Source organism: Vibrio owensii CAIM 1854 = LMG 25443 (genome assembly GCF_000817815.1).
Classification (GTDB): domain Bacteria; phylum Pseudomonadota; class Gammaproteobacteria; order Enterobacterales; family Vibrionaceae; genus Vibrio; species Vibrio owensii.
In genome coordinates this window covers 1-23,885 of record NZ_JPRD01000029.1, presented here as the reverse complement: position 1 = coordinate 23,885, position 23,885 = coordinate 1, and the positions used below count along the sequence as shown (strand labels likewise).

General features: G+C 39.0%; 24 protein-coding genes and 1 pseudogene. 7 read left to right on the top strand and 18 right to left on the bottom strand.

Annotated elements, in window-relative coordinates:
* Positions 1–62 precede the first annotated feature (62 nt).
* From H735_RS17355 to H735_RS17345, 3 genes are all read left to right on the top strand, one after another.
* On the top strand, positions 63–272 hold the full coding sequence (locus H735_RS17355; RefSeq protein WP_020196709.1) for a helix-turn-helix domain-containing protein: 210 nt from the start codon (positions 63–65) through the stop codon (positions 270–272).
* 158 nt (positions 273–430) lie between these two features.
* The gene (locus tag H735_RS17350; RefSeq protein WP_020196710.1) at positions 431–1,324 is read left to right on the top strand and encodes a hypothetical protein; all 894 of its coding nucleotides are present in this window, start codon (positions 431–433) and stop codon (positions 1,322–1,324) included.
* Positions 1,317–1,718, top strand: coding sequence for a hypothetical protein (locus tag H735_RS17345; RefSeq protein WP_020196711.1), 402 nt, complete (start codon positions 1,317–1,319; stop codon positions 1,716–1,718). Before H735_RS17350 ends, H735_RS17345 begins: the two co-directional genes overlap by 8 nt.
* A gap of 326 nt (positions 1,719–2,044) precedes the next feature.
* Here the strand turns inward: H735_RS17345 and H735_RS17340 are convergent, their stop codons facing one another.
* Entirely contained in the window at positions 2,045–2,233 is a 189-nt protein-coding gene (locus H735_RS17340; RefSeq protein ID WP_020196712.1) for a hypothetical protein, read from the bottom strand.
* A 325-nt stretch (positions 2,234–2,558) separates the two neighbouring features.
* Here H735_RS17340 and H735_RS17335 point away from each other — a divergent pair, with 325 nt between their 5' ends.
* Together H735_RS17335 and H735_RS31430 are read left to right on the top strand one after the other, a co-directional pair.
* Positions 2,559–2,768: a cold-shock protein gene (locus H735_RS17335; protein ID WP_005380677.1), complete on the top strand. Its 210-nt coding sequence runs from the start codon at positions 2,559–2,561 to the stop codon at positions 2,766–2,768.
* 202 nt (positions 2,769–2,970) lie between these two features.
* Positions 2,971–3,126 carry a hypothetical protein gene (locus H735_RS31430; RefSeq protein WP_020196713.1) on the top strand — a complete coding sequence of 52 codons (156 nt, stop codon included), beginning with the start codon at positions 2,971–2,973 and terminating at the stop codon, positions 3,124–3,126.
* 805 nt (positions 3,127–3,931) lie between these two features.
* On the opposite strand, the gene H735_RS31425 is transcribed toward H735_RS31430, so the two are convergent.
* The 15 genes and pseudogenes from H735_RS31425 to rppH all read right to left on the bottom strand — a co-directional run bounded on the left by H735_RS31425 (position 3,932) and on the right by rppH (position 20,220).
* Complete coding sequence (locus H735_RS31425; RefSeq protein ID WP_020196714.1) at positions 3,932–4,090, bottom strand: hypothetical protein; 159 nt, start codon at positions 4,088–4,090, stop codon at positions 3,932–3,934.
* A gap of 65 nt (positions 4,091–4,155) precedes the next feature.
* Positions 4,156–4,356 (bottom strand): hypothetical protein, encoded by a 201-nt coding sequence (locus tag H735_RS17330; protein WP_020196715.1) that lies wholly within the window; start codon positions 4,354–4,356, stop codon positions 4,156–4,158.
* Positions 4,357–4,475: 119 nt separating this feature from the next.
* Positions 4,476–4,688 (bottom strand): transcription antiterminator/RNA stability regulator CspE, encoded by a 213-nt coding sequence (gene cspE / locus H735_RS17325; protein WP_005380667.1) that lies wholly within the window; start codon positions 4,686–4,688, stop codon positions 4,476–4,478.
* A gap of 520 nt (positions 4,689–5,208) precedes the next feature.
* The gene (locus H735_RS17320) at positions 5,209–5,637 is read right to left on the bottom strand and encodes a hypothetical protein (protein WP_020196716.1); all 429 of its coding nucleotides are present in this window, start codon (positions 5,635–5,637) and stop codon (positions 5,209–5,211) included.
* Complete coding sequence (locus H735_RS17315; protein WP_020196717.1) at positions 5,627–6,559, bottom strand: hypothetical protein; 933 nt, start codon at positions 6,557–6,559, stop codon at positions 5,627–5,629. The genes H735_RS17320 and H735_RS17315 overlap by 11 nt, the downstream gene beginning before the upstream one ends.
* A 376-nt stretch (positions 6,560–6,935) precedes the next feature.
* Entirely contained in the window at positions 6,936–8,720 is a 1,785-nt protein-coding gene (locus H735_RS17310; RefSeq protein ID WP_020196718.1) for a hypothetical protein, read from the bottom strand.
* 374 nt (positions 8,721–9,094) lie between these two features.
* Positions 9,095–10,444, bottom strand: coding sequence for a tyrosine-type recombinase/integrase (locus H735_RS17305; protein WP_020196719.1), 1,350 nt, complete (start codon positions 10,442–10,444; stop codon positions 9,095–9,097).
* A gap of 8 nt (positions 10,445–10,452) precedes the next feature.
* Positions 10,453–11,031: a hypothetical protein gene (locus tag H735_RS17300; RefSeq protein WP_115385741.1), complete on the bottom strand. Its 579-nt coding sequence runs from the start codon at positions 11,029–11,031 to the stop codon at positions 10,453–10,455.
* Positions 11,021–13,147, bottom strand: coding sequence for a site-specific integrase (locus H735_RS17295; RefSeq protein ID WP_020196721.1), 2,127 nt, complete (start codon positions 13,145–13,147; stop codon positions 11,021–11,023). Before H735_RS17295 ends, H735_RS17300 begins: the two co-directional genes overlap by 11 nt.
* A 13-nt stretch (positions 13,148–13,160) precedes the next feature.
* Positions 13,161–15,380: a hypothetical protein gene (locus H735_RS17290; RefSeq protein WP_020196722.1), complete on the bottom strand. Its 2,220-nt coding sequence runs from the start codon at positions 15,378–15,380 to the stop codon at positions 13,161–13,163.
* A gap of 67 nt (positions 15,381–15,447) precedes the next feature.
* Positions 15,448–15,777: pseudogene (locus H735_RS17285) on the bottom strand (thymidylate synthase); the annotation flags it as partial.
* Positions 15,778–15,786: 9 nt separating this feature from the next.
* The gene (gene lgt / locus H735_RS17280) at positions 15,787–16,608 is read right to left on the bottom strand and encodes a prolipoprotein diacylglyceryl transferase (RefSeq protein ID WP_005434890.1); all 822 of its coding nucleotides are present in this window, start codon (positions 16,606–16,608) and stop codon (positions 15,787–15,789) included.
* Between the two features lie 39 nt (positions 16,609–16,647).
* Positions 16,648–17,439 (bottom strand): sulfite exporter TauE/SafE family protein, encoded by a 792-nt coding sequence (locus tag H735_RS17275; protein WP_005434891.1) that lies wholly within the window; start codon positions 17,437–17,439, stop codon positions 16,648–16,650.
* A 6-nt stretch (positions 17,440–17,445) separates the two neighbouring features.
* Positions 17,446–19,692 carry a phosphoenolpyruvate--protein phosphotransferase gene (ptsP, locus tag H735_RS17270; protein ID WP_027726738.1) on the bottom strand — a complete coding sequence of 749 codons (2,247 nt, stop codon included), beginning with the start codon at positions 19,690–19,692 and terminating at the stop codon, positions 17,446–17,448.
* 9 nt (positions 19,693–19,701) lie between these two features.
* Entirely contained in the window at positions 19,702–20,220 is a 519-nt protein-coding gene (gene rppH, locus H735_RS17265; RefSeq protein WP_005434895.1) for an RNA pyrophosphohydrolase, read from the bottom strand.
* 618 nt (positions 20,221–20,838) lie between these two features.
* Between rppH and mutH the strand changes: the two genes are divergently transcribed.
* Positions 20,839–21,519 carry a DNA mismatch repair endonuclease MutH gene (gene mutH / locus H735_RS17260; protein ID WP_020196724.1) on the top strand — a complete coding sequence of 227 codons (681 nt, stop codon included), beginning with the start codon at positions 20,839–20,841 and terminating at the stop codon, positions 21,517–21,519.
* Here the strand turns inward: mutH and H735_RS17255 are convergent, their stop codons facing one another.
* Positions 21,520–21,831, bottom strand: a complete 312-nt coding sequence (locus H735_RS17255; protein ID WP_005434899.1) for a DUF6482 family protein — start codon at positions 21,829–21,831, stop codon at positions 21,520–21,522.
* 154 nt (positions 21,832–21,985) lie between these two features.
* On the opposite strand from H735_RS17255, the gene H735_RS17250 reads away from it, so the two are divergent.
* A complete protein-coding gene (locus tag H735_RS17250; protein WP_020196725.1) occupies positions 21,986–23,020 on the top strand; it encodes an NADP(H)-dependent aldo-keto reductase in 1,035 nt (344 codons plus the stop codon).
* 119 nt (positions 23,021–23,139) lie between these two features.
* Here H735_RS17250 and H735_RS17245 read toward each other — a convergent pair whose 3' ends face one another.
* A complete protein-coding gene (locus H735_RS17245) occupies positions 23,140–23,391 on the bottom strand; it encodes a hypothetical protein (protein WP_005434903.1) in 252 nt (83 codons plus the stop codon).
* Positions 23,392–23,885 lie beyond the last annotated feature (494 nt).

Below are 23,885 nucleotides of genomic sequence, written 5' to 3'. Positions count from 1 at the left end.
TCCGTGGTCATATAAGCCGCAAGCATGCATTGTTCAAGAAATTAATTTCATAAATAAAAAACATGAACACGAAACTTGCCGAAGCTGTAGGCCAACGTATTGTAAAAGTTAGAAAATCCAGAGGCTTACCTCAAGAAAAACTCGCGCTACTCGCAGAGATAGACAGAAGCTACATGAGTCGTATCGAACGCGGTAAAATCAATATCACGCTTGAAAAATTGTATAAGATTGCAGAGACCTTGGAATGTGATGTCAAGGAGCTTCTGCCCTAAGGTCTAACAGCTTAGTTTCATTTTTACTGAAAATATGAGGAAGATGTTGAATGAGGATCTTCTCAGAACAAAAAGTTATGAAGCTTTTTGAATTGGCCGATAGATAGATTCATGCATCATATGCTACGTTTTGTACAAACGACATAAAGAGCTAAAAAATGAGCAACTTACAGTTTGGGATAAAAATAGACTACTCGAGAGATGAAGAAAACTCGTCTCGTGTTTTTCATGCGATGGGAGACCTCATAGATGGCATAAATGAAATACAGCAAGCAGTTATTGACTCGACAGGCTTGCAATTGCGCTTATCTTCTAAGCTCTCTCGTACAATTGAAGGTTCTGTAGTTGGCGTTCAAAATAATTCATTAAAAAATACGGATGGAACAGCTTACGAAAAAGACAACTTTTTACTTAAGGTTCAAAAGAAGATAGAGAGTTTTTTGGGCAAACCTGCTGAACATAACACTCGAGAACCTTTTAAGAATCTAGCAAATGAACTTCATAAAGAAGTAGTTGATTCATTTGAAAATGATGCCAGCTCTGCTTTAAAAATCACCCATATAGATGATTACCGAATAGCTAAAGGTGCGGAAAAAGCTCTGAATGCAATAAGAATCCAACTAACAGAACAAGATAAAGTATATGTTGGTATCGGTGATAAAAGTGTAGAGCCAAATAAAAGGATTGGCAAAAGTATCTCAATTAGCAAGAGTGTTGATGAAATATACTCTTCCGAGAAAGACTTTCCGCATGAAAAAATTGCTTTAGAAATAGTAAACGCTGCTTTTAGTGGGAATACATGGCGATTTAAGTGGCTTTGCAAAGTAACGGGTAGACAAGAATTTAGTGCAAAAATCACACACGCAGATTGGCTAGAAAACTGGTTTAACCGACAAGTAACAATACTTCCTGGTGATGGCTTACGAGTAGATCTTAGAGTGTATATGACCGACAAAATGAAGCGGGTCAGGCACGAGATTGAGGCCGTTCACGGAGTAATTCCTCGCACAGAAATGATGCAATTGTTAATGGACGATCAAGAGAATGCTTAGCCGTGCTATTAATGAGCTAGTATTTATAATCCTCCCTTTTATCGCAGTGCTGATGTTTCGTTTAGCAGAAGGTAGCGCGACTGAACTTTTTTATATCTCAGATCCTGCTATCGCATCATGCATAATGTGGGGTCAGCTTGCAGCCAGGTATGAGGCTTTAAAGGGCTATAAGGGAGAGAACGCTGATAATTTTGTTCTGTTTACAAATTTATTGCGGTTAGTTGCCTCCGTAGCTCTGATTTTATATGTGTTATTACTGACAAAAGAACTTGGTTTTTGGTGGCATGTTGTTAAAAATATATTCTTCGCATTTACATTGTTTAGTTATGCATTCTTATCTCATTTAGCTTTCTCCATGCAAGCTAAAATAGCAAGTTTGTCGTCCGATACATGAGTAGTCATTACACCCACAATTACTAAAAGCAGGCTTTGCTTTTTAGTTCTTCGAGTTTAACTAAGGTAAAAATGCTTGGAGTAACAACAAGCAGTATTCCTGGGCTAAAGTGCTTTTGTGCAAAACAGAGCTAGGCACGGCAGCTAGCTCTTTTTTGGACATTTCTGAGTTACCCCTTTACCTAAATTAGCACTTCATGGATTACCAATGGTATTACAAGATATCTATTCTAGTGACTAAATTAACTATGCCACTATACTGGTGCAGCTCAAGATAAGATATATGATTACAGGAGACATAGGGGGCTATGTCTCCTATTCAAACATTTATTTTCTTCGTTTTTTCAGGTTAGTAAAGTACTCATCAAGGTCTGCTACATCTTTTTCTAATTCATCAATATCTGGAAATGCGCCAGCAACTTCCTCTGCCATATCATGTCCGTGCAGTTTTGCGTTACGATGATCTACCCCGTCAGCAAGCCGTTGGACAAAGGCGAGTTTGGCAGCCGCAAGCAAGTCTCTCTCAAAAAAGGCCGTTTGGCAGTATTGATTTATTGCTTAATGTTCCCAACTGCAAAACGTCGGAATCAAGATGAACCCTTTGTGATAAAATGCGTTTGAATAGATGATATAAAAATTAATTTAAAATAAAGGTATATTTTTTTTAATTAATCTGTATAGTGGTCTTTGCTCTGACACAGAGTTGTTTCAAGATAAAATATAAAGAAAGTTTTCCAGCGTCATCCCTAGCAAGTTTCTCTCTGTAATCTCCTTAATGCTCTATCCTAAAATAATACCTATGTTCAGTGCACCTTAATTTTAATTTTATAAGGGGCATAATATGTCTAATCAAGTAATTGGTACAGTAAAGTGGTTTAACGAAACTAAAGGTTTTGGTTTTATTTCTCAAGAAAATGGCGATGATTTATTTGTTCATTTCAGAAGCATTTTAGGCGATGGCTTTAAGAAGCTTATTGAAGGCGAGCAGGTTTCCTTTACTGTAGGTAAAGGTCCTAAAGGCCTTCAAGCAGAAAATGTAACGACTATTTAGTCTTACAATTGAATTTACACTGCCTCGTCATACGCCTGGCGAGGTAGTTGCTCTGACAAAGATTTGTTTCAAGATAAAATATAAAGATAGTTTTCCAGCGTAATCCCTAGCAAGTTTCTCTCTGTAATCTCCTTAATTACCTATCCTAAAAATACTTATGTTCAGTGCACCTTAATTATAATTTTTTATAAAGGGGCATAATATGTCTAATCAAATATTTAATAATGAGAATAGAAATAATAAAAACAAATCTATTCAAAATAAAGAAACATCAATACATAAAAAAATAAAGATGAATAGCCTTCTCCAAAGGATTGCTAACGGTGAGACTGGTGTTGTTTTGGAGGAACTACTTTGAAAAATCACGGTAGAAAGAAGATCTGGTTTAAGTTAAAAAAGTGCGAATCATACACTAAAAAAATTTTATTATATTGAATGTAAGGTTTGTACAAGGTTGCTCATAGAAAGACTATGCTCTTCAACAGATGAGCTTTGGAAATAGCAACAACGAAATATCTGGGGCACACATCATATTATGACAAGTGGAACGTTAAGTTGCTTAAACTGTAGAAGCGATGAAACATACTCGTAGTGCTCAGGTTTGTGAGATGAGGTAATAACCATTCTATGATGGTTTTTTGCCGTCCATACTCCTTGATAATCAGTTGCTTGCCTAGTCCAGCTTTTAGGCAGAAACCAAGTCAGTTCGAACGTTTAAGCGTGAAACAATGCCATATTGAAAGCATCACACCACTACGTCTCCTCAAAAGGAATAGGACCATGCCGACCTAAAACACACCGTGATGGATAGCGAAACTATCTTCATGAAAAGTCTAACGAACGCCAAGCGCTCAGCTGAGCATCATGCGCCAGAGGGTGCAATACTAATTAAGATTAGAGATTTAATGGATCAGATGCTAAGTCGAATAACGCTTGATGCTTGATGATAGCTGGGTAGATAGCTGTGAAGACTGACGTTGGTTAGCAATCATGATTCGTTTTTCGTAGTAGCCTTTGACACAGTTTGGATTGTTTGTCTGACAAGGTTTGCTCACGATTAAGTTGATCTCGTAAACTTGTCAGCATGTCTCGGTCCAAGTTGCTCAGCTTTTCGGAATGTAAGAGGAGTGTCGTATTGATAAGCTCAGAGAGGTTTCGTGAACTCATAGTCCCCACTCTTTATCCCACTTTTTTTGTTCTTCAATCTCTTCTATGCGTTTGCGAACACCCATTTTTTTCAACTCTTCTGGTATTCGTTTAGTCCCTTTCTGATTAATACTAAATTGCTTCTGCTTTTGTGTCGGTTTAGGTAACTTGCTCATATATCATCCTATTGATGCTAAGAAAGATGATTTTATTCAGATTAGAATAAAGCCATTTCAATTCATTATCTCTTATTAATGTATCGTTCCGCGTTTGCAAAAAGTTTATCGCATGCTTTTTTCTGTGCTAAATATTCTGATGAACTTTCAGTCATAGAGTCGAGAATTTCTTTCGCTTCTTGATATTCTTTTACCATCGCGGCGAATCGTTCTTCGAAGTTGTTTTTCTGTGTTTTCTTGCTTGATTTTCTTACTGGTTTTCTCATATTGCTTCTTATCTTATCGATCCAAAAATTTATTTTATTCGTATTTCGAACGTTCAGAATCTTTATTAAAAAATAAAGTAAAAAAGTCTCCTCGACAGAAGAGACTTTTTATAAATATCTTACACTAACGTAACATTATCCGCTTGAGGACCTTTGTTACCTTGTTCAACAACAAAAGAAACCTTTTGGCCTTCAGATAATGTTTTGAAGCCATCACTAACAATTGATTTGAAGTGAACAAATAGGTCAGAACCGCCGTTATCAGGAGTGATAAATCCAAAACCTTTGGATTCATTAAACCATTTTACTAAGCCTGTTGATTTATTTGACATAATATATCTCGATACATTGATTAAGTTAAAAAGAAAGCTACTAAATAAGGAATGAAGAAAAAGGTATCGCAGGATAAATATGACGAATTTAATCGAATAAAAACTGAGAAGATCTTGAACTAAATATTTTACTAATAGCTCATCGTTTGAGCTTCTGACACTATACACTATATGAACATAATAGATATCTATTTCTTGATTGATTTTTATTGTCCATAAAATCAATGACATAAAAAGTGAAAGGCTGAATTGAAATCAACAGCATCATTAAAAATAATTATTGCAAAACAGATATTCGATACAAGCATGATCCCTAATTCTAACTTTGAATGGGGCATAAATGAGCCAGCACAGATCTAGCTGGCTCGAAGATGGACAAAACCTTGTCAGTGCCTTCTCTAATTTAGAAAGCTACGAATAATCACAGGTATTGCAAAGTTGTTGTGAAGGGCTAGTGCGATGAGCAACATCGCACCAGAAAAGTATTGGCTGGGTTCGGATTAAGTGCCGTTAAGTTCAATCATCGAGCTTTAACGTACATCAAGTGCACTCCTGTTGGAGTGACTTTTGTTAAATCTCGGCTGTATACGTACCCATATTTTTCTAACAAGTCGATAGAGTGATATGTCCAGCCAGCAGCAAATGCCACGCCTGCCAATGCAAAATAAATACTAATTTTGTTAGCTAACTGCATAGCTCTTTGAGAATAAAGTTCATTAATCTTCTTCCCATATAGCAATGCTTTAGGTGTCATAAAAAGCACACACACTAAAGCCCCAAAAACACCAACAGGAACCCACAAGGTAATAACGGAAACTTGCACAGTATCGGCTCGATTCAATAGCTCAAGGTAATCCAAATAAACGCTATAAGAAGGATAAAACCAACACAACAGCATTAGTGAAACAAAAAATAAGCCAGCCAAACGGATTTTAGTTTTATATCGCACTTTCTAACCTTTCAACTATCGTTTGAGAAATTTTGTATTCGCCCCAAGCCCATTCAATTAGAAGATATGTCGCTGTTACAGCAATTGCACCGATAATTATCGGTTGACCTAAGACAGCAGCAGCAAACAATGCGGCTTCACCAACTGCGCTTTGGAGCATAAATTTGAACATGTCAGAGCCAACATTCCCAAACCAATCCACTAGGTGGTAATCATCTTTGAACACTAGGTCACTAGTAGCAATACTCGCCGATACAACAAACGTTAAAACTCCTGCACCTTTAAAGTTTGCAACCCTAGATTTCGGGCTAAAACCAGTTTGCATTGCTTTAAATGAATTAAGCGGGTATTTTTTTCCGTTCATGTTGATACGAGAGCCATTCACTAACGCATGTTTGAGTACTTTCCCGTTCTGATCTGTCCCATTGAATGCGACAAAGATTTGTCCTCTGCTCTCAACAAGATCCGCCTTAATGTTCATATCCCCGAATTGCTTAGCAATAGACGCGGCGTCAAACATCGGCTCTGTGTGGTTGAACCATGATTTTGCTGTATTAATACTCGCTGCAAGAGCTGCAACGTCTTTACCAGAATCTAGCCAAACGTTATGCAATATCTTGTGCGCATCTTCTAAATCAGTAATAAGTACATGCTGATGATTCTTCGCCATTTCATCGTCAAGTGAACACTGTAGCCCGATAGAATCGCTTAGAATTTGAGGCGTTTTTAAACCTTGAGAGATTTGACCTAATCCAGCCTCTTGTCTATCTCTAAGAACCCTCTCTCTAATTTCTGCCCATCGCTTTTCATCGCTCGCGGTATACCTCAACTCTTCCTGACGCTCTCTACGTTGGCGAGCTGCTCGCTGTCTAGTTGTTTCTTGTCTTTCTTTTGGGGCTACAGGAGCGGATTCATATCTCATGGAAGTCGGTTTTACTGATAAATAAAAACGATAATAACAATATTTTCAAGTATTTATCATCCACAAGAAGACAATCTGATGATTTAACCAATCAAATAGGCAATCTGACAGGCTAAATAAGTATAATGTAGACTCAATCGTGTTGAGTTGCATTCTATCGAATAACTTTTTGTAGGATAAAATGAACGAAACAGATCTTGTAGAGTGTTTGGTCTAGCGAGTTTTGGGGCATTTTCGTGTTTCATGCCCCGTCAGCACACTGTTGGACATTTCTGAGTTAGCGATGTTGCTAAATTAGCAATCAATGAATGAGTTTAAGTATGGAAAAATCGCTTAACTCAGTGCCCAGTACTTAAAGGTACAGATCAACAGCTTGTTATAACTTTCTAACAAACAGCTCTGAGTTCTTCTTCAATTTTCGGTCTAACTTTATGCCAACCTCTCCTTCATTACAGGTATCTACTCCCTTACCATTAACTTGCAAGGATTCGACTTTAGCTCTTGAATAATCTCCTTGTTTTCTTACGATCAAGGTGTCGCCTACAGCTAGAGTTATATCATTTAAATTTACGATAGCAACTTGACCGTTCATGAAGAGTTCTTGAGGAACACCAATAGATACTAGGTCTGTAGGCTCTAGAGTAATTAGCCCTGTTTTAAAAAGTGATTCTCTAACATCTGATTTTTGCAAAATCCCGTCTTCAATCAGGAAATATGCTTTATAAAGATCGTATGTGGTTAAAAGCCCTCGCTTATCGTGGCCTGCATCTTTGACTTGATTCTCGGTAAACGGGGGGTTGGATCTCGATTTTGGTGGCATGTATCGCTGGTGATTGACAATATATAGTCCGAACACATCAAATTTTCCTCGTTGCTCGGCGCGTCTATACCTAATCTTGCTAATTTGAGAGCAGTCTTTGTCTGTCGATGTACCTCCAATGCCTTTAATCTCGATGACTAAAAACCGATCCCCACAATCAACCTGAATATCCTCTTCAAGAATATCTGGATTTGTATCGTCAAAGTTAACTACCGACTCAAACTCCAACCACTTGAGATAATGTTCAATCGACGATACTAATGCATCACCAGTTTCAGAAATTAAATCTGTCAGAAACTTGAACTCACTCTTTAATTTGAGCAGAGAGTTCTCGTTTTCAGTAATATCTTTGACGTATTTTTCCTCTATATCGGCCTTTTCTTGCAATAACTCGCTCTCTCCAGGCAACAAATAGTCCCCACTTTCTAACCAGCCGAATTCACCATGAAATGGGAATATATCTGGCATTATTTCTGGTAGGTATGTCTTAAGGAGACTAGCAACAAAGCTTCCTTTGTTCTCAATGTCTGGGAAGACTAATACCAGTGACTCGTTTTGGAAATGCGCGTAACTTACAATTTCATCTCTTTCATTAAGTAACAGTGGTATAAAATTACGGTCTTTCTGGTACTTTCCGTCCTCCCAAACATCAGGGTGGTTAAACACACTTCGGTACTCAATTCCATCTAAGTGTTGATTAAACAGCGGAGATAGTTTTGAGCCTTTTTCTGGGAGGGCAACCTTACGGCCATGTCGGTTTTTAGAGCCAGAAAAGCCTTTATAGAATGTATGGTTAGAATATGACTCTCGGCGTGTAATACTAGCCTCGTATGCTGTTATTTCTACAAATTGGTATTCAGAAGAAATTGCACTCCCGCAAAATGCGATCACTATTGCCTTCTTCCATGCCAGCTCATTTATTTCATCAGAAACGATATTAATGGATAATGGCCTAGGGTCGAAAACTTGTTCGGGGTATATGCTAAGCAAGGCATGAGCTTTGTTTCCAGTTGTATTTTTTAGGCTATGCAGGCTAGCATCAAAATCTTCTGATTTCTCAACAGTCAGATCCAACATAACGATGTCAAATTCATGTAGATTGCTAGGATAGTCATGGTGCAGCTTCAGGAGTTTTTCTTCATGACGTTTGTTCGCAACTTTCACAGTTGAACCGAAACTAGCAGTTACATAGTTAAACCTTAAGTTTTCCAGTTCTTTTTCTACATCTTCCTCGAAATCAAAAAGGCATATCATGGGATGTTTGTGGGGTTCTTCCACAACTACGGCAGTCACTTCTTCTATGGACTCATCCTTGCTTTTTGATTTGTGTATTTTGAACATTACCACTCCTACTGATGTGAATTCTGACTCGCTGATTTCTTTGAGATATGACGCTTTTTAGACAGAATCTTTCTGCTTTTGCTTTCGGACTATCTTGCTACTATCACGTATGCAACTCAAGCAATATAAGCACGTTATGTGATTGTTGGCCTTGCATGACGGAAAGAGTCCACCTGAAACTCTTACGCTGTACAATTAGGTTTAGTAAGGCAAAAAGAGATGAACAACATATGAATAAGTTTTTAGTCTAAGTAGAAACGGGGCAGAAAGATGGTTCAATCAATCGGATTTAATCGAGAGGCCATTGGAATACAGATATGTTTAGTTTAGTGCAGACTTACTGCACAACAGTTGCTGGGCTGTCTACCCCATACTTAGCCCGATAAAGCATCTAGATCTTTCTGCATTGCCGTCCTGAGGCTTTGTAGTTCTTCCAGATACTCTGACACTACCATTCCATCTTTTAATTTAGATTCAAGTTCATCTAGCCCCCTATCGAAAGCTTCATATGCCATTCTTTGACGAACTCTATTTTCAACACCATCGACATCTACCAATTCCGCAAATGCGAGATCAATATAATGATCAAGGCTATCCAAACTCTTATGGTTAGTATATTGCTGGACTTTCTTCTTAAATATACTACCATCAAGTAGAGCGAGCTTTAATTCTGACTTGTTTGAAGCATTAAATTCCTTTATCAAAGAAATAAACAATTTAGTTATAAATCTATGTCTAAACATTTGAGCACAGGCTTTTTCTTCAATCCCAGCCGCTCTTCTCAAATTTCCCACTTCATCGCTTAAATATTTTGCTGTTAATTTTATGCCTGTTTTTACACTTATAAAAACAAATCCATGATCATTTGACTCTCCAATCGTATCTTCGATTAACTTGCTTCTGTGTATTTCTATATATTTAATTAATGCTCTTAAGTCTTGATGTAAGATTGGTATAAATCTATATCCAGAGTCGTTTTTTTTCGTTATTAATTTAAGCATGGGGTTCTTCATTTCCTCAGCTTTTAAAACATCTTCAACTTTCAACTCTACAAGCTCCGCAACTCTTCCTCCAGTTGATTCAAGACCTCTTAATAAAGCTTCTCTACGCCTAATTAGTGCTTTATCTGACGTTACATTGATAATTGCAGAACGTAATGCATCAATCGATGCTTTTGAGATTGGTTTTCTTTTTTTCAGAGGACTAGGTGTATCAAATGAGCAATGCCACCATACTTCTTGTTTAACTATAGTTTTACCCTTCCTGACATTTCTGACCCTTTTGCTCGCCAATATCCTAGCTGGTAAAAATGTTGAGTCATCATTCTCCTTCGCTATAAAATCAAGAAAATCAAGCCAACGCCTAGCGTTTGAAATTAAAGTATTACTGACTCTTTTGGGCGTTAAAGAGTTGGTTTTCTCATCTCTTTGAATCTGCATGAGTTCAGAAAAATGATCGGAAGTTAAGTCAATAAAATCTACTTTATGCTCATAGCAATATCTAACTAATGCACTTATTGAAGATGCATATTGCTTAACTGTACCTTCCGATTTTCTTTCAGATACTTTTATTAAATACTTATTTGCAGCAACGCAGGCCTTCCCACTTGGTAATGTCATAAAAGGGAAATTTTTGATCACTTTTACTACAGGTTGTAAATCCCTTCCAACAAAATGGATGTTCCGATACTCTGGTATAATTTGCCACAACTGAACTTTAGACATAGACACCTCTAAATTTCAGAAACATTATTTTCCTTATCACTATCTTCAGGAAAAATATCTAATAGAGATAATGTCGAATTTAACTTTTTAACTGCATTTTTAGCTCGATGTTCCCTAAGTTTTTGGTCATCTATTTTAGAAATAGATAGGATTTCAGATTTAGCTCTATCGATTATCTGAATCCATACCAAATGCTCTTCTTTGTACAAATCGACCAAATTATCCCTTGATTTCAATGCATTATATAGACCTTGTTTAGTTCTTCTGTTCTCTTTTTTTTCTACACTTGGAGATGTGTTCAAGGTTTCTAATGCACTGATCCTCAAACGATTTATATACTGATAACCTTCAGAAAATAATATTTTTGCTTGTCTCTTTTGAGTATTAATTGAAGAAGGTGATACTTCTAACCTTTCCCCATTAATAACAATATGGCCTTCAAATCTAGCCAGACCGCCTTGGGACTCTAAAGATTTAATGAGATATGTAGATTCATGATATTTCTCTGGTTCTTTAATGATATCTTTTAAAATCAATTCAATATTTTTTAACGAATTAACTTTTTTCTCTGATAGCTTATTCATCATTTTCACCAACTATTTTAACTAATAGTTTATGCTTTTTCCCTTCAAAATCAGTTATAAACTCATAATCAAATATAATCGATCCTTTTGATGCTTGGTAATTTATATAATCTTCAAGCTCCTCTGAATCAAGTAACTCCACATTATTTACATTGTATTTTTGACATATATATGACTTGAGCTTTGGAAAGCTATCAATGTGTTCTGAAACATACTGAACCTCCACATCACGTAACACCTCACCTGTAACTGACTCTGTAATATAACGGTGGAGATGTTCTATATCTGTCTGCCCTAAAAACCAACGTAAAACATCTAGCCCCTGTTGGGATTCACCTGAAGACCATACGTAAAGTTGAACGAAAAATCGTCTTAGTTGATGCGGACGTAGATAATATCGCAGTCCATCTACTACTTCTGTTTCAAAATAGTCACAAGCCTTATCCATCGCTTGATATAAAGAATTATAAAAATTTGCCTCAGAAATTCTGACAGGATTAATATACGGATAGGAGAAAATATGAGGGATACTAGATAAGTATCCACAATCAATTAGTACTTTTTGGATTCGCTCCAAATTTTCAAGCATAGAAATACATAGCTCATCCATTGGGCGAGCAATTTTATCCCGTAATCCTCCTAAATTTTGAGTCGCTTTTTCTCTATCAAATATCACATAACGATTTTTTTTATCAAATGCACTACCATGCTTGATGGATAGATATTCACCAACTCTCCTTGCGGCTAAAGCTCCAAATATAATGGCCACTAGCCCAAAGTATACCGATATTAAATCAATTAAACTTTTGTTCTCCCTCAACTCTTTCGCAGTCCACCTCTGACCTCTTCCGAATTGATTACAACCTAGCTCTTTTATTTTAGGATGAATGCAAGTTATGAACTCTCTATCCGATATGAACTCTCTGAGCCGAGTTCTATCTTCTGAAGAACTTTTACTAAGTGCTTTATCATAATCTCGACTAGCTACTAGCCTAACCACACTATCGTATGATGAGACTAACTCTTCACCGTAATTTAAATGAAAATCGATGCATTTCTCGATCATATTAAATACAATAGGAAATGGAATACTTTTAAACCTTCCTGAGTTCTTAACTTTAACACGAGAAAAATCCACACAATCAATTATATTATCTTCAGGTACGTAGATTCCATTCTTTCTAAAGTCATGGCTAGATAACAACTTTAATGATTGCCAAGCAGAACGAAAATTAATAAAAGCCGTTTTAGATATTAACTCATCTTCTGGGGTATCTTGAACATTAATCCTTCTATACTCAATATGATATGGCGATTTATCAACTAGATGAAAAGCTTCAACCCAATCTCCCGATTTACTAATCTTCCCTCCCCAAATGGTTTTTGAACCAAGCAACTCCCTTCCTAACTTTGACACTTTTAAAACATATTTATAATCGGCGCTAGTTTTTGTATCTTCTCTAAAAAAGTCGTTAGATAGTAACCAACTTCTCATAATAGATAAATTATCTACATATTTACTATCAATCAAATCAAATGCATAAGAATTTTTACCAGTAAGTAAATCATAGCTAATATCAGACCTATCGGCACTATTATTACGAATAGAATTTACAGCATTAAAATAAATATATGACAACGCTCTATCTTTAAAGTTGTATATGGTCTCATATGTATCTTTTGAGGAAGATAAAATCGAGAACAATTGTATCACATCATCTTCAGATAATATTCTTAAACCATATTCTGATATTTTAATATATCCATCTCTTAGAATGAAATAATCAATTATTTTACAGATGTAAGGAAGTTTATCTCTTGTAGTTATTGGGGATGGCTTTACAATTAGCTTCCCGCTACTATTAGTAGATAGGTATGCTATTATCCACATCTTAAACGTATTTAGCAATGAACCATGACTTTCGCTAGTTAGCAACTCTCCATTGGGTAATGTGATATTAAAGTCTACTTCCGTGACAAACTTTCCTGTTGAAGTAGAAGTGTCAAACCGCCAAATATTTTCTATAAATTCGCTTTTAAGGTAAGGATGTTTCTTGAACCGCTCAACACCTGATTCAAAAATATTATTAAGAAAACCCAAGTCATCATGTAAATTCATGTCAAGCCCTTAACTATTTTTCCATCTCTTTCTCTGCCGTGTCTAAGTAGCTTTTTAGAAGAACATCATCTGAGTTTCTTATATCTTCCATTATAAGTTCACTAAGGCTGAGATAATAACTATCTTTGATAGATAACTTGTCGTCTTCAATAGTCCCATTTTGAATCGCTAAAAGAACCTTTAAAACTTCAACATTTATACCGACAAGAACTTTACCTTTCGCATCGTTTTCTGCAAAATCTTTACTATCACTTTTTTCAATTTTTAAGGAATGATTGAATAAAAACCTCTCAAGCTCTTTTATATTATTAAAGCAAGACGCCTTAAGAAGGTTTTTATTATCTTTCATTGCTTCACAAATAATTCCCTTTTGAAATATTCGAATCCAACGAGATTGAAAATACTTCAATATTGGGTCGGGTAAATAATGAGAAAGCAAGTCTTGTCTATATTTGTCATGCCCTAGATTTTTAGCCATTAATGATACATCTTTATCTTTCAAATAGCCTACAACAGCACATGATGCTCTAAACCTAGTTAAAGTAAGGTTTTTATTTAGATTATTCAGAGCCTCTTCACTTTTATTGGCATGTGCATTTTTTAGCTGTTCGAATCGAGATTTAATATATTTTTCAGATAATGAAGTAGAACCACTCACACATGGTCTTGGATGAAAAAATGCTTGACCAGTATTAATAAATAATTTTCTATAGTTATCATCCCCTTTCTTCTTTAAATATTCTCTTGGTCTAGAGGTGATAACCAATAGCTTTTCAACTAGCTCTTTTGAAACAGAATTTAATTTGATGGTTTGTTCAGCTTTGCGTCCATTTTTACGTAATTTATATCCCTGAAGATAATAATTATTATCAAGCTTATAAAATCCAACTCTATGCCCGTTCTTATCATATAAATCAAGGTTGTATAAGAAGCTATCCGTTATATCATTGTGTTCTTTTATCAGGAGTATTGATATTGGAATTTCGAAATACGATGTCGGCATTCCAAAACTTTCAGCCAATGATGTTTTACTACTATAAACCTTACGAATATTTCCATTAGAATCTATCAATCTTTCATAGCAATTAAGTCGATATTTGACGCGAAATTCATCTCTGGATAACTCAATATCCTCAAATTTAAACTTATGATTGTTATCTGAATATCTTGCCCATAAATCATTGAATTGATTTTTAGCCCAATTTATTACAATGTTATAATCATCTTCTATATCATCGAATATAGATTCTATAGCCTCATCATCAGTCAAATAAATCGGGACATCAGTAAGCAATTTTTCTTTAACCTGAATTATTTCCCCTGTAGGCGCATCTTTTATTTTCTTTATCTTTGCTTCTGAACCTGTCTTATACTCTGTAGGTATATATGTAATATCTATATTAGGTCTAGCAAAGAAGCCTGTTTCAAATAAAGTGTAGAAAAGAGCTGGAGAACCGTCATTCCAACGTTTCTTCGTTGTCATAAGGCAATTACCAGATTCTACATTTTTTTTAAAAAAATGAGCACAGAATCCACGCCAAATATCATCTGAAACATCCGAATTACTTTTTAAATCAAAATAATTTAAACCTTCGACTGAAGATAGATATAAAAAATATGCTGAAAATAAGGGGAGATGATTCTCTAATGCTTTAAATCCACCTAAAACACTGTTCGTATATTTTTCTAGTTGTCTAGCGGCATCAGCGCCTTCATTTTTCCATATATAAGTAAGATCTAGGAACCTCTCTTTACCACTTTTAGATTTTATTACCCACCAACTATAATAGTCCGCTTTATCACTATCTATAGTGGGCAAATCAACAGCGTCAAACGGTATATATATATCAATTAATCGCTTTTTCTTATGATAATCACCAATGCCAAATTTTGATGACAAAAATCTTAAGCATTTTCGTGAAAAATTGAGATATCCATCGAAGGTTGCAGGGCTTACATCGACCAAAATCCCATCTTTAATGCTCTTAAGAAATCGCCCAAGAAAGTCGGTAACATGCCCTAATTTTATCGATGTTTCACTTACACGGTCATCAAACACATCGGAATAGACGTACATTAATTTTGCATAAAAAACAATCGATGATTTACCATTGTTTAGCTGTTCGATGAGAGGGGAAAGAGTCTGAAGAAGAACATGGTCAGACTCCTCAATGTTCAAAAAGAGGAGTTTGTTTTTATTATGGACAATTGTCCGTTTTGATAGCTGCTCCATTTGCACCACAATGTCCTATAATTTCAATCCTATAGAACAATATAGACAACATTGGGAAAAAGGCAAAAACTCCATATACGCGTCCCATGTCGTCTTCACCCTTACGGAATGGGTTGTTCAACCATGCTTCATTTAGGTTTGCGTTCGCATCCCATGTTTTCGTACCTAGCTTACGGAAATCTTCAGCGTTGTCGTAACCACGGATATAACCAAGTAGCTCAGCAACTGCCGCTTTCCAAAAGCTCTTACGTGTCGTTACTAATGGGAATTGGTTGTTAGCAACATCGTAGGTCAAGTCTGCGTTGATCACCGTTAGGCAACGTTTGCTTGTGCGTTCGTTTTCAACCCAAGTGCCTTGGTCAACGATACGCTGACACAAATCTAAATACTGTTTCACACCAATTCCTTACTTCGTTTCTGCTTGGACTTTGTCTTGGTAAAGACCACGTTTGTACGCCCAAACCATCATTAGAACACCCAGAATGATCATCGGTGAGGATAGGATTTGTCCCATCGAAATGTAACCACCAAATAGACCAAGCTGTGCATCCGGTTCGCGGACAAACTCAACTAGGAAACGGAATGTACCATATCCAGCTAAAAATAGCCCTGATACCGCACCTAAAGGACGAGGCTTTTTGATGAACCAGTTCAGAATGAAGAACAGCACAATACCCTCTAGGAACATCTCATAAAGCTGAGATGGGTGACGAGGCAATGGACCGCCATTCGGGAAGATGATCGCCCATGGTACGTCTGTTACGCGTCCCCAAAGTTCGCTGTTCATGAAGTTACCCATACGGCCCATGCCAAGGCCAAATGGAACCAATGGCGCTACAAAGTCTGCTACACCAAAGAAAGTGCGACCATTCTTATGTGCGTACCAGAACATGGCAGTGATAACACCTAACAGACCGCCGTGGAATGACATACCACCAGTCCAAACTTTGAATAGGTATAACGGGTCTGCTAAGAACAAATCAAAGTTGTAGAAAATCACATAGCCAACACGGCCACCAATCACTACCCCAAGGAAACCCGCAAACAACAAGTCAGAAACTTGCTCACGCGTCCAACCACTACCCGGCTTATCTGCACGACGATTTGCCAACCATAGTGCGAACATGAAGCCGACTAGGTACATCAAACCGTACCAACGAACAGAAACAGGACCAATAGAGACTAAAACCGGATCAATATTGGGAAATTCAAAGTATCCCTGAGACATAAATCATTCTCTTCTTATTACTAATAAAACAGGTGGACTTTACAGCAGCATGGTCGCTGCAACAAACATCAAGAACACAGCAAAAATCTTCTTCAAGACCGCTGTTGGAAGGTTGGTTGCCATCTTCGCGCCGACTTTCGTCGTGAGCATCGACGTCATAGCAATCGCCGCTAAAGCTGGCAGGTAAACATAACCCACACTGTAGTCAGGTAACCCTTCTACCTTGTAGCCATGTAAGATGAATCCAATCATGCCTGAAATGGCAATCACGCAGCCGCACACCGAAGAGGAGCCAACCGCTTTACGCATTTCAATACCATGCTTGTTTAAGAAAGGCACCGACAGCGAACCACCGCCAATACCAGCAAGACTTGAAACCACACCAATTCCCGTTCCGTACATTACAGTGACCGGACTACTCGGCATTGGCTTCTCACTTTTGGTTTTAATGGAGCGAAACATCTGTATTGCCAAACACAGCACAATCACCCCGAACACTTTCGGCAAGTAATGAGTTGGGATCCACTCGGCAATATTGGCACCAACAAAACCGCCAATCACCACGCCAGGCATCAGCCATTTGACAACGAACATATCGACGTTACCAAGCTTGAGGTGATTAAGCGCCGATGAGCCAGAAGTGACGATGATGCTCGCTAATGACGTTGCTAACGCCATGTGCATGCTCATCTCTGGAGAGATACCAGCAAGAGGAAGAAGATAAAGTAGTGCAGGTACAACAATTAGCCCGCCTCCGATACCAAGAAGCCCAGCCATCACGCCTACAAAAGCGCCCAGCGCGAGCAATAATATGAATAAAGAGATGGTCACAATTACCTACTTCTTACCTGCACGAATAAAGCCGGCAAAACCTTGTTGAATAAAGAAATCATGCATCATTTGATGGATTTCTTGCCCGTAAGAGCATGACATGGCTTTTTCGACGAGTTTTTCTAATTCTTTTTTCTGGCTATGGCGAATCAAATATTTCACCTTAGCCACGTTTGAGGTGTTCATACTTAAACTGTTATAACCTAAGCCCAACAGCAAGAGCGCACCAAATGGATCACCTGCTAGCTCACCACAAATACACACAGGTACTTGATACTGGTGGCAAACATCATGAATTTGTTTTAACGCCAACAACACCGCAGGATGCATGGATTCATAGACATCCGCAACACGGGAATTGTTCCGATCGACAGCCAACAAATATTGCGTTAAGTCGTTGGTACCGACAGAAACGAAGTCCACACGATGCGCAATAGCAGGTAGCAAATACACCATTGAAGGCACTTCGATCATTACCCCAACTTTTGGCGCTTGAATGCGTTCATCCAATAACACCACTTCACTGTAGGCTTGATTGATAAGCGTAATCGCATCATCGAGTTCTTTAATACCAGACACCATCGGCAACAGAATACTCAGATTGCCACTTTCTGCACTCGCCCTTAGCATCGCACGCAATTGGATCAAAAAGATGTCCGGATGATCCAACGTAAAGCGAATACCACGCCAGCCTAAGAATGGGTTGTCTTCATCAATTGGCAGATACGGTAATGGTTTATCGCCGCCAATATCCAAAGTACGCATAACCACGCGCTGATTCGCGTAGCTATTGAGGATGGCTTGATACTGATGATACTGTTCATCTTCTGATGGAAAGTGATGCTGAAGTAAAAAAGCGATTTCAGTTCGGTACAAACCCACACCATCCACACCAGAGTTGATGGCGATATTGCTATCCGCACTCAAGCCCGCGTTGAGCATGACTTCAATGTGGCAATCATCTTGAGTGATCGCTGGCAATGCCAAATCTTTGTTCACCATGGCGAACAATTCAGACTCTTCACTAACTAAGCTGCGATACTCGCGCAGGAGCTGTCTGTTTGGCTCAAGATAAATCTCGCCAGTGTAGCCATCTACAATCCCTTTCTTGCCATTGACAACGCTGGTATTGATGTTCGCGCCCATGATGGCAGGAACACCCAACGCACGAGACAAAATCGCGGCGTGAGAGTTTGCCGCACCTTCAAGTGAGACAACAGCGAGTAGGTGCTGCTTTGGAATCGATGCGAGTAAAGTGGCGGTGAGTTCATTAGCAACCAAGATAACCGGACGGTCAATGGAAGCATGTTCTTGTTCACTGTTGTGCAAGAAGTACAACAGACGTTGCCCGAGTTCACGAATGTCTTGCGCACGTTCACGCAGGTAAACATCAGACATTCGAGCAAAACGGTTGGAATAGGTTTCGACAACCTGACGCAGTGCCCAGTCCGCACGATCACCTTTCTCGATCTGCTTCTTAAGATCACCACGCAACATAGGATCGTTCAGCAAGTGAGTGAAGAGATCGAAGATCGCTAACGCGTCTTTGTTTATTTCACTATCGAACTTCTTCCGCATGCGGCGGAAATCACCCAACGCTCGCTCGACGGCAACCGCAAGCAATTCATGTTCACGTTCTTTATCTAATGTCGATGTTGGAAATACGTCGTTTAGATTTGGCTGCGTATCATCAAACCAAAACTCACCGATTGCGACGCCAGTCGAAGCTGGAAGCCCCTTGATGACAGTAGGCTTAGAGGCGAGCTGCCAGTGACCTAAGTTTTGGGCATGCGCAATCAACACAGCAAGCTGCGCAGATAAAGTCACAAGGAAAGACTCTTCCATCTCACTAAACAAACGCGGCGTTTTCTGCTGGATCACCAACACACCTAATACTTGCTTGCGATGGATGATCGGCGTACCGAGGAAGGAGTGGTACACCTGCTCACCCAACTGAGGGAAGAATTTAAAATCAGGGTGAGTAGAAGCCTCAGCAAGGTTTAATGGCTCTGCACTTCGCTTCACCAAACCGACTAAGCCTTCATTGAAGTTGATATGGATGCTATCGCCTTCAAAAATCAGGCCTTGAGTTGCCATTAACTCAAGGCGCTGCATTTCGTCGTTAGCAAGATAGATAGTACAACATTCAGTGCATAGGGCTGCGCAAGTCTCTTTTACTAATATGTCGAGCGCCAGATGGACGTCATCGACTCTGGAGACTTTCTCAACTATTTCCCTTAGCTGACTGAGCATGTTGATCCTCTATCTACGTTGCTTTTTTCTTTTCCCTTTCGTCTTACGCTCTCGAAAAGGCATGGCTAAAGATGCAAACTCTTTCATTGCGCGACGGTAAACATCTCGCTTGAAAGAAACAACTTGCCTAACTGGATACCAGTAACTTACCCAGCGCCAACCATCAAATTCAGGGGATTTCCCACGCTGCATATTGATGCGGGATTCGTCGCATTCCAATCGCAGCAGAAACCATTTCTGTTTTTGGCCGATACAAACAGGCTTGGAGTCCCAACGCACCAATCGCTTTGGTAGCTTATATCTTAACCAATGACGACTTGTTGCGATGATCTTAACGTCTTTTTTCGTCAGACCGACTTCTTCATATAACTCCCTGAACATGGCTTGTTCAGGTGTTTCACCTTCGTCAATCCCACCTTGTGGAAATTGCCATGAGTGTTGCCCGTATCGTTTAGCCCAGAAGACCTGACCATGGTTATTACATATCACAATACCAACATTGAGTCGGTAACCATCGCCATCTATCACTGGCTAACCTCTATGAATAATTTTTTATTACCGTGATTTTTCCACATATCCCCATTACTAGCAAACTTACTGATGTGATATGAGCAAGATTTATTACCTTTCGGCCAGTTTTGGATATCTTTTGAACAAATATTATTTTATCAACACAAGACTGAGACATAGCCCACATTTATTCACCTTTTCTGTGAATAACTTTGTGAAGAAAACGCTATCAACAAAGAATTTTGTTCAAAACCATTATTGGCAACATTTATAAAGGCTTAAACCAAAACACATAAGAATATGATTAATAAAGATTTAAATGTAAAACTGATGATTTATTGATCTTATTTTTCCTGATGATCTTTTCATCAAATACAGATCGGTCAAAGATCGCACAATCGGTTATTTATCCACATTAGACAGGTAAGACTTCATGATATCTTAATAAAATCAAGTCTCAATCACGTATCAAACCCCTGTTTATTCATCCAGCCCAGCTAGAGATCCTATTGGTCACTTCCTAATCTGTGGATAAGTTATGGATTGATCATTCTTAATCCAGCTCGATGAAATCTTCGACAGAGGATTTTATTCAAATTTGTTAGACTAGATTTTTTCCAACACCACCTTGTCATTATGAAACCAGAACCACAATCCGAAGCAGAACTGATGGAACGCGCGCACGACATTGCGGGCTTAAGCTTTACAGAGCTTGCCGAAGAGGCAGGCATGACTGTTCCTGAAAACTTGAAACGCGATAAAGGCTGGGTTGGGCAATTACTGGAATGGCACTTAGGTGCGCCAGCTGGCAGTAAACCGCAACAAGATTTCGCTAAGCTTGGGATCGAGCTAAAAAGCATTCCGATCAGTTATTCTGGCAAACCATTAGAAACAACCTTCGTCTCTGTTGCGCCACTGACTGGTGTGCAAGGCTTAACATGGGAAACCAGTCACGTGCGTAACAAGCTATCTCGTGTACTTTGGGTTCCAGTGGAAGGAGAACGTGAGATTCCATTGGCTGAGCGCCGCGTCGGTAGCCCTCTGATTTGGTCACCGGATCAAGAAGAAGAGTTAATTCTGAAAAACGACTGGGAAGAATTGATGGAATTGATCGTTTTGGGTAAGTTTGATCAAATTTCCGCCAGACACGGAGAAGCGCTTCATCTGCGCCCTAAAGCCGCGAACGCAAAAGCACTGACGGAAGCTTACAGTTCAAATGGCAAGCCGATAAAAACCCTGCCCCGCGGTTTCTACCTCAGGACACAATTCACCGAACAGATACTATTGAAGCACTACATCAACGCTCAATCAGAGTGATCAATGCGTTACAAGTGACAATTCAATATCGCAGTAAGAGGCTGTACCCTCACTACCGAACTCATCGTATGCGTTGTGCAGTCTCAAATACGCTTTATCAATCCCCAACCTCAGCAGCTCTTCTTTCACCAAATCTAACGATCCAAAATGAATCGGATCTTCGCCATCTTTGATTGGCTCTAGTTGGTGTTTGTACTCCACTGCTAACAGATAGTCAGAGACATCAGAACAACCTATCACAAAGACCTTCGGAGTTTTATAGGAGTCTTTGTGGTGGCCATGCAACCACATGTCGAGTTGATGCTTCTGCATAATGCACCTCCTTCACAAGATCCTTTAAGTCTAGTTACCGTATTGATAAGTTTCGAGTTAACTACAAAGCGAAACTTAAATCATTTGCGACAGCAACTAAAAATCCCCTATATTGGAATGACTTATTCAGTCGGTAACTCTTCAAGGATGTGAAATGCAATATACAAAACTACCGCACTCATCACTCGAGATCAGTAAGATCTGCCTTGGCACTATGACGTTTGGTGAGCAAAATACCGAACAAGAAGCTTTTCAACAGCTCGACTTTGCCCTCGATCATGGGGTGAACTTCATCGATACTGCCGAGATGTATCCCGTACCACCGAAAGCAGAAACACAAGGACTCACCGAGCAGTATATCGGCAATTGGTTAGCGAAAAGCGGTAAACGCGAGAAAGTGGTTTTAGCAACGAAAGTCGCTGGTCCGCGCAACGTTCCATACATTCGTGAAAACATGAGCCTTAACCGTCGCCATATTCACACTGCGATCGACGATAGCTTAAAACGCCTGCAAACCGATTATGTCGATCTATACCAATTGCATTGGCCACAGCGTCAGACCAACTGTTTTGGCCAGCTCAACTATCCTTATCCAGATAAGCAAGAAGAGGTCACGCTGATCGAGACTCTTGAAGCTCTAACGGAGTTAGTCAACGCAGGTAAAGTGCGTTACATCGGTGTCTCAAACGAAACGCCATGGGGCGTGATGTCACTGCTACGTTTGGCAGAAAAACATGATTTACCGAGAATCGTCTCCATTCAAAACCCATATAACTTATTGAACCGCAGCTTCGAAGTCGGCTTATCTGAAATCAGCCATTACGAAGGCGTTCAGCTACTCGCATACTCACCGCTGGCGTTTGGCTGCTTAAGTGGTAAATACCTCAACGGAGCCAAACCAGAAGGTGCGCGTTGCACGATTTGGGAACGCTTTGCTCGCTACTTCACACCACAAGGCGTTAAAGCGACAGAAGCATACGTCAACCTAGCTCGTGACCACGGTTTAGACCCTTCGCAAATGGCGCTTGCCTTCGTGAATCAGCGTCCATTTGTTGGCTCTAACATCATTGGTGCGACTAACCTAGAACAACTGAAGTCCAATATCGACAGCATCCATGTTCATCTAAGTGAAGAATTGCTTAATGACATCCAAGCGATTGGTACGACTTACTCGAACCCCTGCCCATAGTGGGCGCCGGGCAAACAATACCAAACGTAATAACGAAAAAGGCTGACCATGAGGGTCAGCCTTTTTTCTTAGCCCAAATTGAATCGAATGTGTGTGGGAGTTTCAACTTGGGCTTTCGATTACGTCAGTATTCGCGAAGTTAACACACGACGAAGGTGACGAACTCGACGTTCAACTTTTACCGCGTCAGGTACGCTAGCTTGTGTTGAACGGCCATCTTTATCCAGGCCAATGTCTTTTAGTAAGTGCTCGTTAGTCCATGGAATATCATGAGAACTGCGACGAACCATACGTTGCCATTGCTTTTCTTCACGTTTCAGATCGGCTTTCAAAAGCACCGTGGCCAATTTTAGATAGATAGAGTGACGCATAATTTTTCTCCAAATAGCGATAGATAATCGACTGGGAAAAATAGTGGGGTAATTAAACAGAGAGATTCTGTTGAGACTAAGCCGCTACTTTTCCGCAGCCTAGTAAAATAGAAAGGTTACGGATTAATTTAATCTAATGAGCCAGTAAAATCTGGTTTGGTCGCATCAAAGGTTGAGCGAGCATCAGACATACGATCAGCGCAAGCAGTGGTGTTAACAACGTAATGTTTCATCTTGCGCCTCCTAGCTAAAAATTAATCCGTGATTGATGTGGTATAACTCTTTGAGTTACGGCTAAATTGTAAGCAACAGAGGATATTTATCAAACAATTTTTATCCTTTCGATTAAAAACAAACCAATAGGCTAAAATTAGGTTGCATATGGTTTTTTGAATAACATATTCAACTAAGGAATATATAAAATATCGAGTTTTATAAATATCAGGACGTTGCGTACAAAAAAGGAGCGCATCAGCACTAATGCCGTTCACTTA

What these genes read in the sequence shown, in the direction of transcription:
- H735_RS17355 (WP_020196709.1), top strand. Translation starts at nt 63, where the DNA reads ATGAACACGAAACTTGCCGAAGCTGTAGGCCAACGTATTGTAAAAGTT.
- H735_RS17350 (WP_020196710.1), top strand. Translation starts at nt 431, where the DNA reads ATGAGCAACTTACAGTTTGGGATAAAAATAGACTACTCGAGAGATGAA.
- H735_RS17345 (WP_020196711.1), top strand. Translation starts at nt 1,317, where the DNA reads ATGCTTAGCCGTGCTATTAATGAGCTAGTATTTATAATCCTCCCTTTT.
- H735_RS17335 (WP_005380677.1), top strand. Translation starts at nt 2,559, where the DNA reads ATGTCTAATCAAGTAATTGGTACAGTAAAGTGGTTTAACGAAACTAAA.
- H735_RS31430 (WP_020196713.1), top strand. Translation starts at nt 2,971, where the DNA reads ATGTCTAATCAAATATTTAATAATGAGAATAGAAATAATAAAAACAAA.
- H735_RS31425 (WP_020196714.1), bottom strand. Translation starts at nt 4,090, where the DNA reads ATGAGCAAGTTACCTAAACCGACACAAAAGCAGAAGCAATTTAGTATT.
- H735_RS17330 (WP_020196715.1), bottom strand. Translation starts at nt 4,356, where the DNA reads ATGAGAAAACCAGTAAGAAAATCAAGCAAGAAAACACAGAAAAACAAC.
- cspE (WP_005380667.1), bottom strand. Translation starts at nt 4,688, where the DNA reads ATGTCAAATAAATCAACAGGCTTAGTAAAATGGTTTAATGAATCCAAA.
- H735_RS17315 (WP_020196717.1), bottom strand. Translation starts at nt 6,559, where the DNA reads ATGAGATATGAATCCGCTCCTGTAGCCCCAAAAGAAAGACAAGAAACA.
- H735_RS17310 (WP_020196718.1), bottom strand. Translation starts at nt 8,720, where the DNA reads ATGTTCAAAATACACAAATCAAAAAGCAAGGATGAGTCCATAGAAGAA.
- H735_RS17305 (WP_020196719.1), bottom strand. Translation starts at nt 10,444, where the DNA reads ATGTCTAAAGTTCAGTTGTGGCAAATTATACCAGAGTATCGGAACATC.
- H735_RS17300 (WP_115385741.1), bottom strand. Translation starts at nt 11,031, where the DNA reads ATGATGAATAAGCTATCAGAGAAAAAAGTTAATTCGTTAAAAAATATT.
- H735_RS17295 (WP_020196721.1), bottom strand. Translation starts at nt 13,147, where the DNA reads ATGAATTTACATGATGACTTGGGTTTTCTTAATAATATTTTTGAATCA.
- H735_RS17290 (WP_020196722.1), bottom strand. Translation starts at nt 15,380, where the DNA reads ATGGAGCAGCTATCAAAACGGACAATTGTCCATAATAAAAACAAACTC.
- lgt (WP_005434890.1), bottom strand. Translation starts at nt 16,608, where the DNA reads ATGTCTCAGGGATACTTTGAATTTCCCAATATTGATCCGGTTTTAGTC.
- ptsP (WP_027726738.1), bottom strand. Translation starts at nt 19,692, where the DNA reads ATGCTCAGTCAGCTAAGGGAAATAGTTGAGAAAGTCTCCAGAGTCGAT.
- mutH (WP_020196724.1), top strand. Translation starts at nt 20,839, where the DNA reads ATGAAACCAGAACCACAATCCGAAGCAGAACTGATGGAACGCGCGCAC.
- H735_RS17255 (WP_005434899.1), bottom strand. Translation starts at nt 21,831, where the DNA reads ATGCAGAAGCATCAACTCGACATGTGGTTGCATGGCCACCACAAAGAC.
- H735_RS17250 (WP_020196725.1), top strand. Translation starts at nt 21,986, where the DNA reads ATGCAATATACAAAACTACCGCACTCATCACTCGAGATCAGTAAGATC.
- H735_RS17245 (WP_005434903.1), bottom strand. Translation starts at nt 23,391, where the DNA reads ATGCGTCACTCTATCTATCTAAAATTGGCCACGGTGCTTTTGAAAGCC.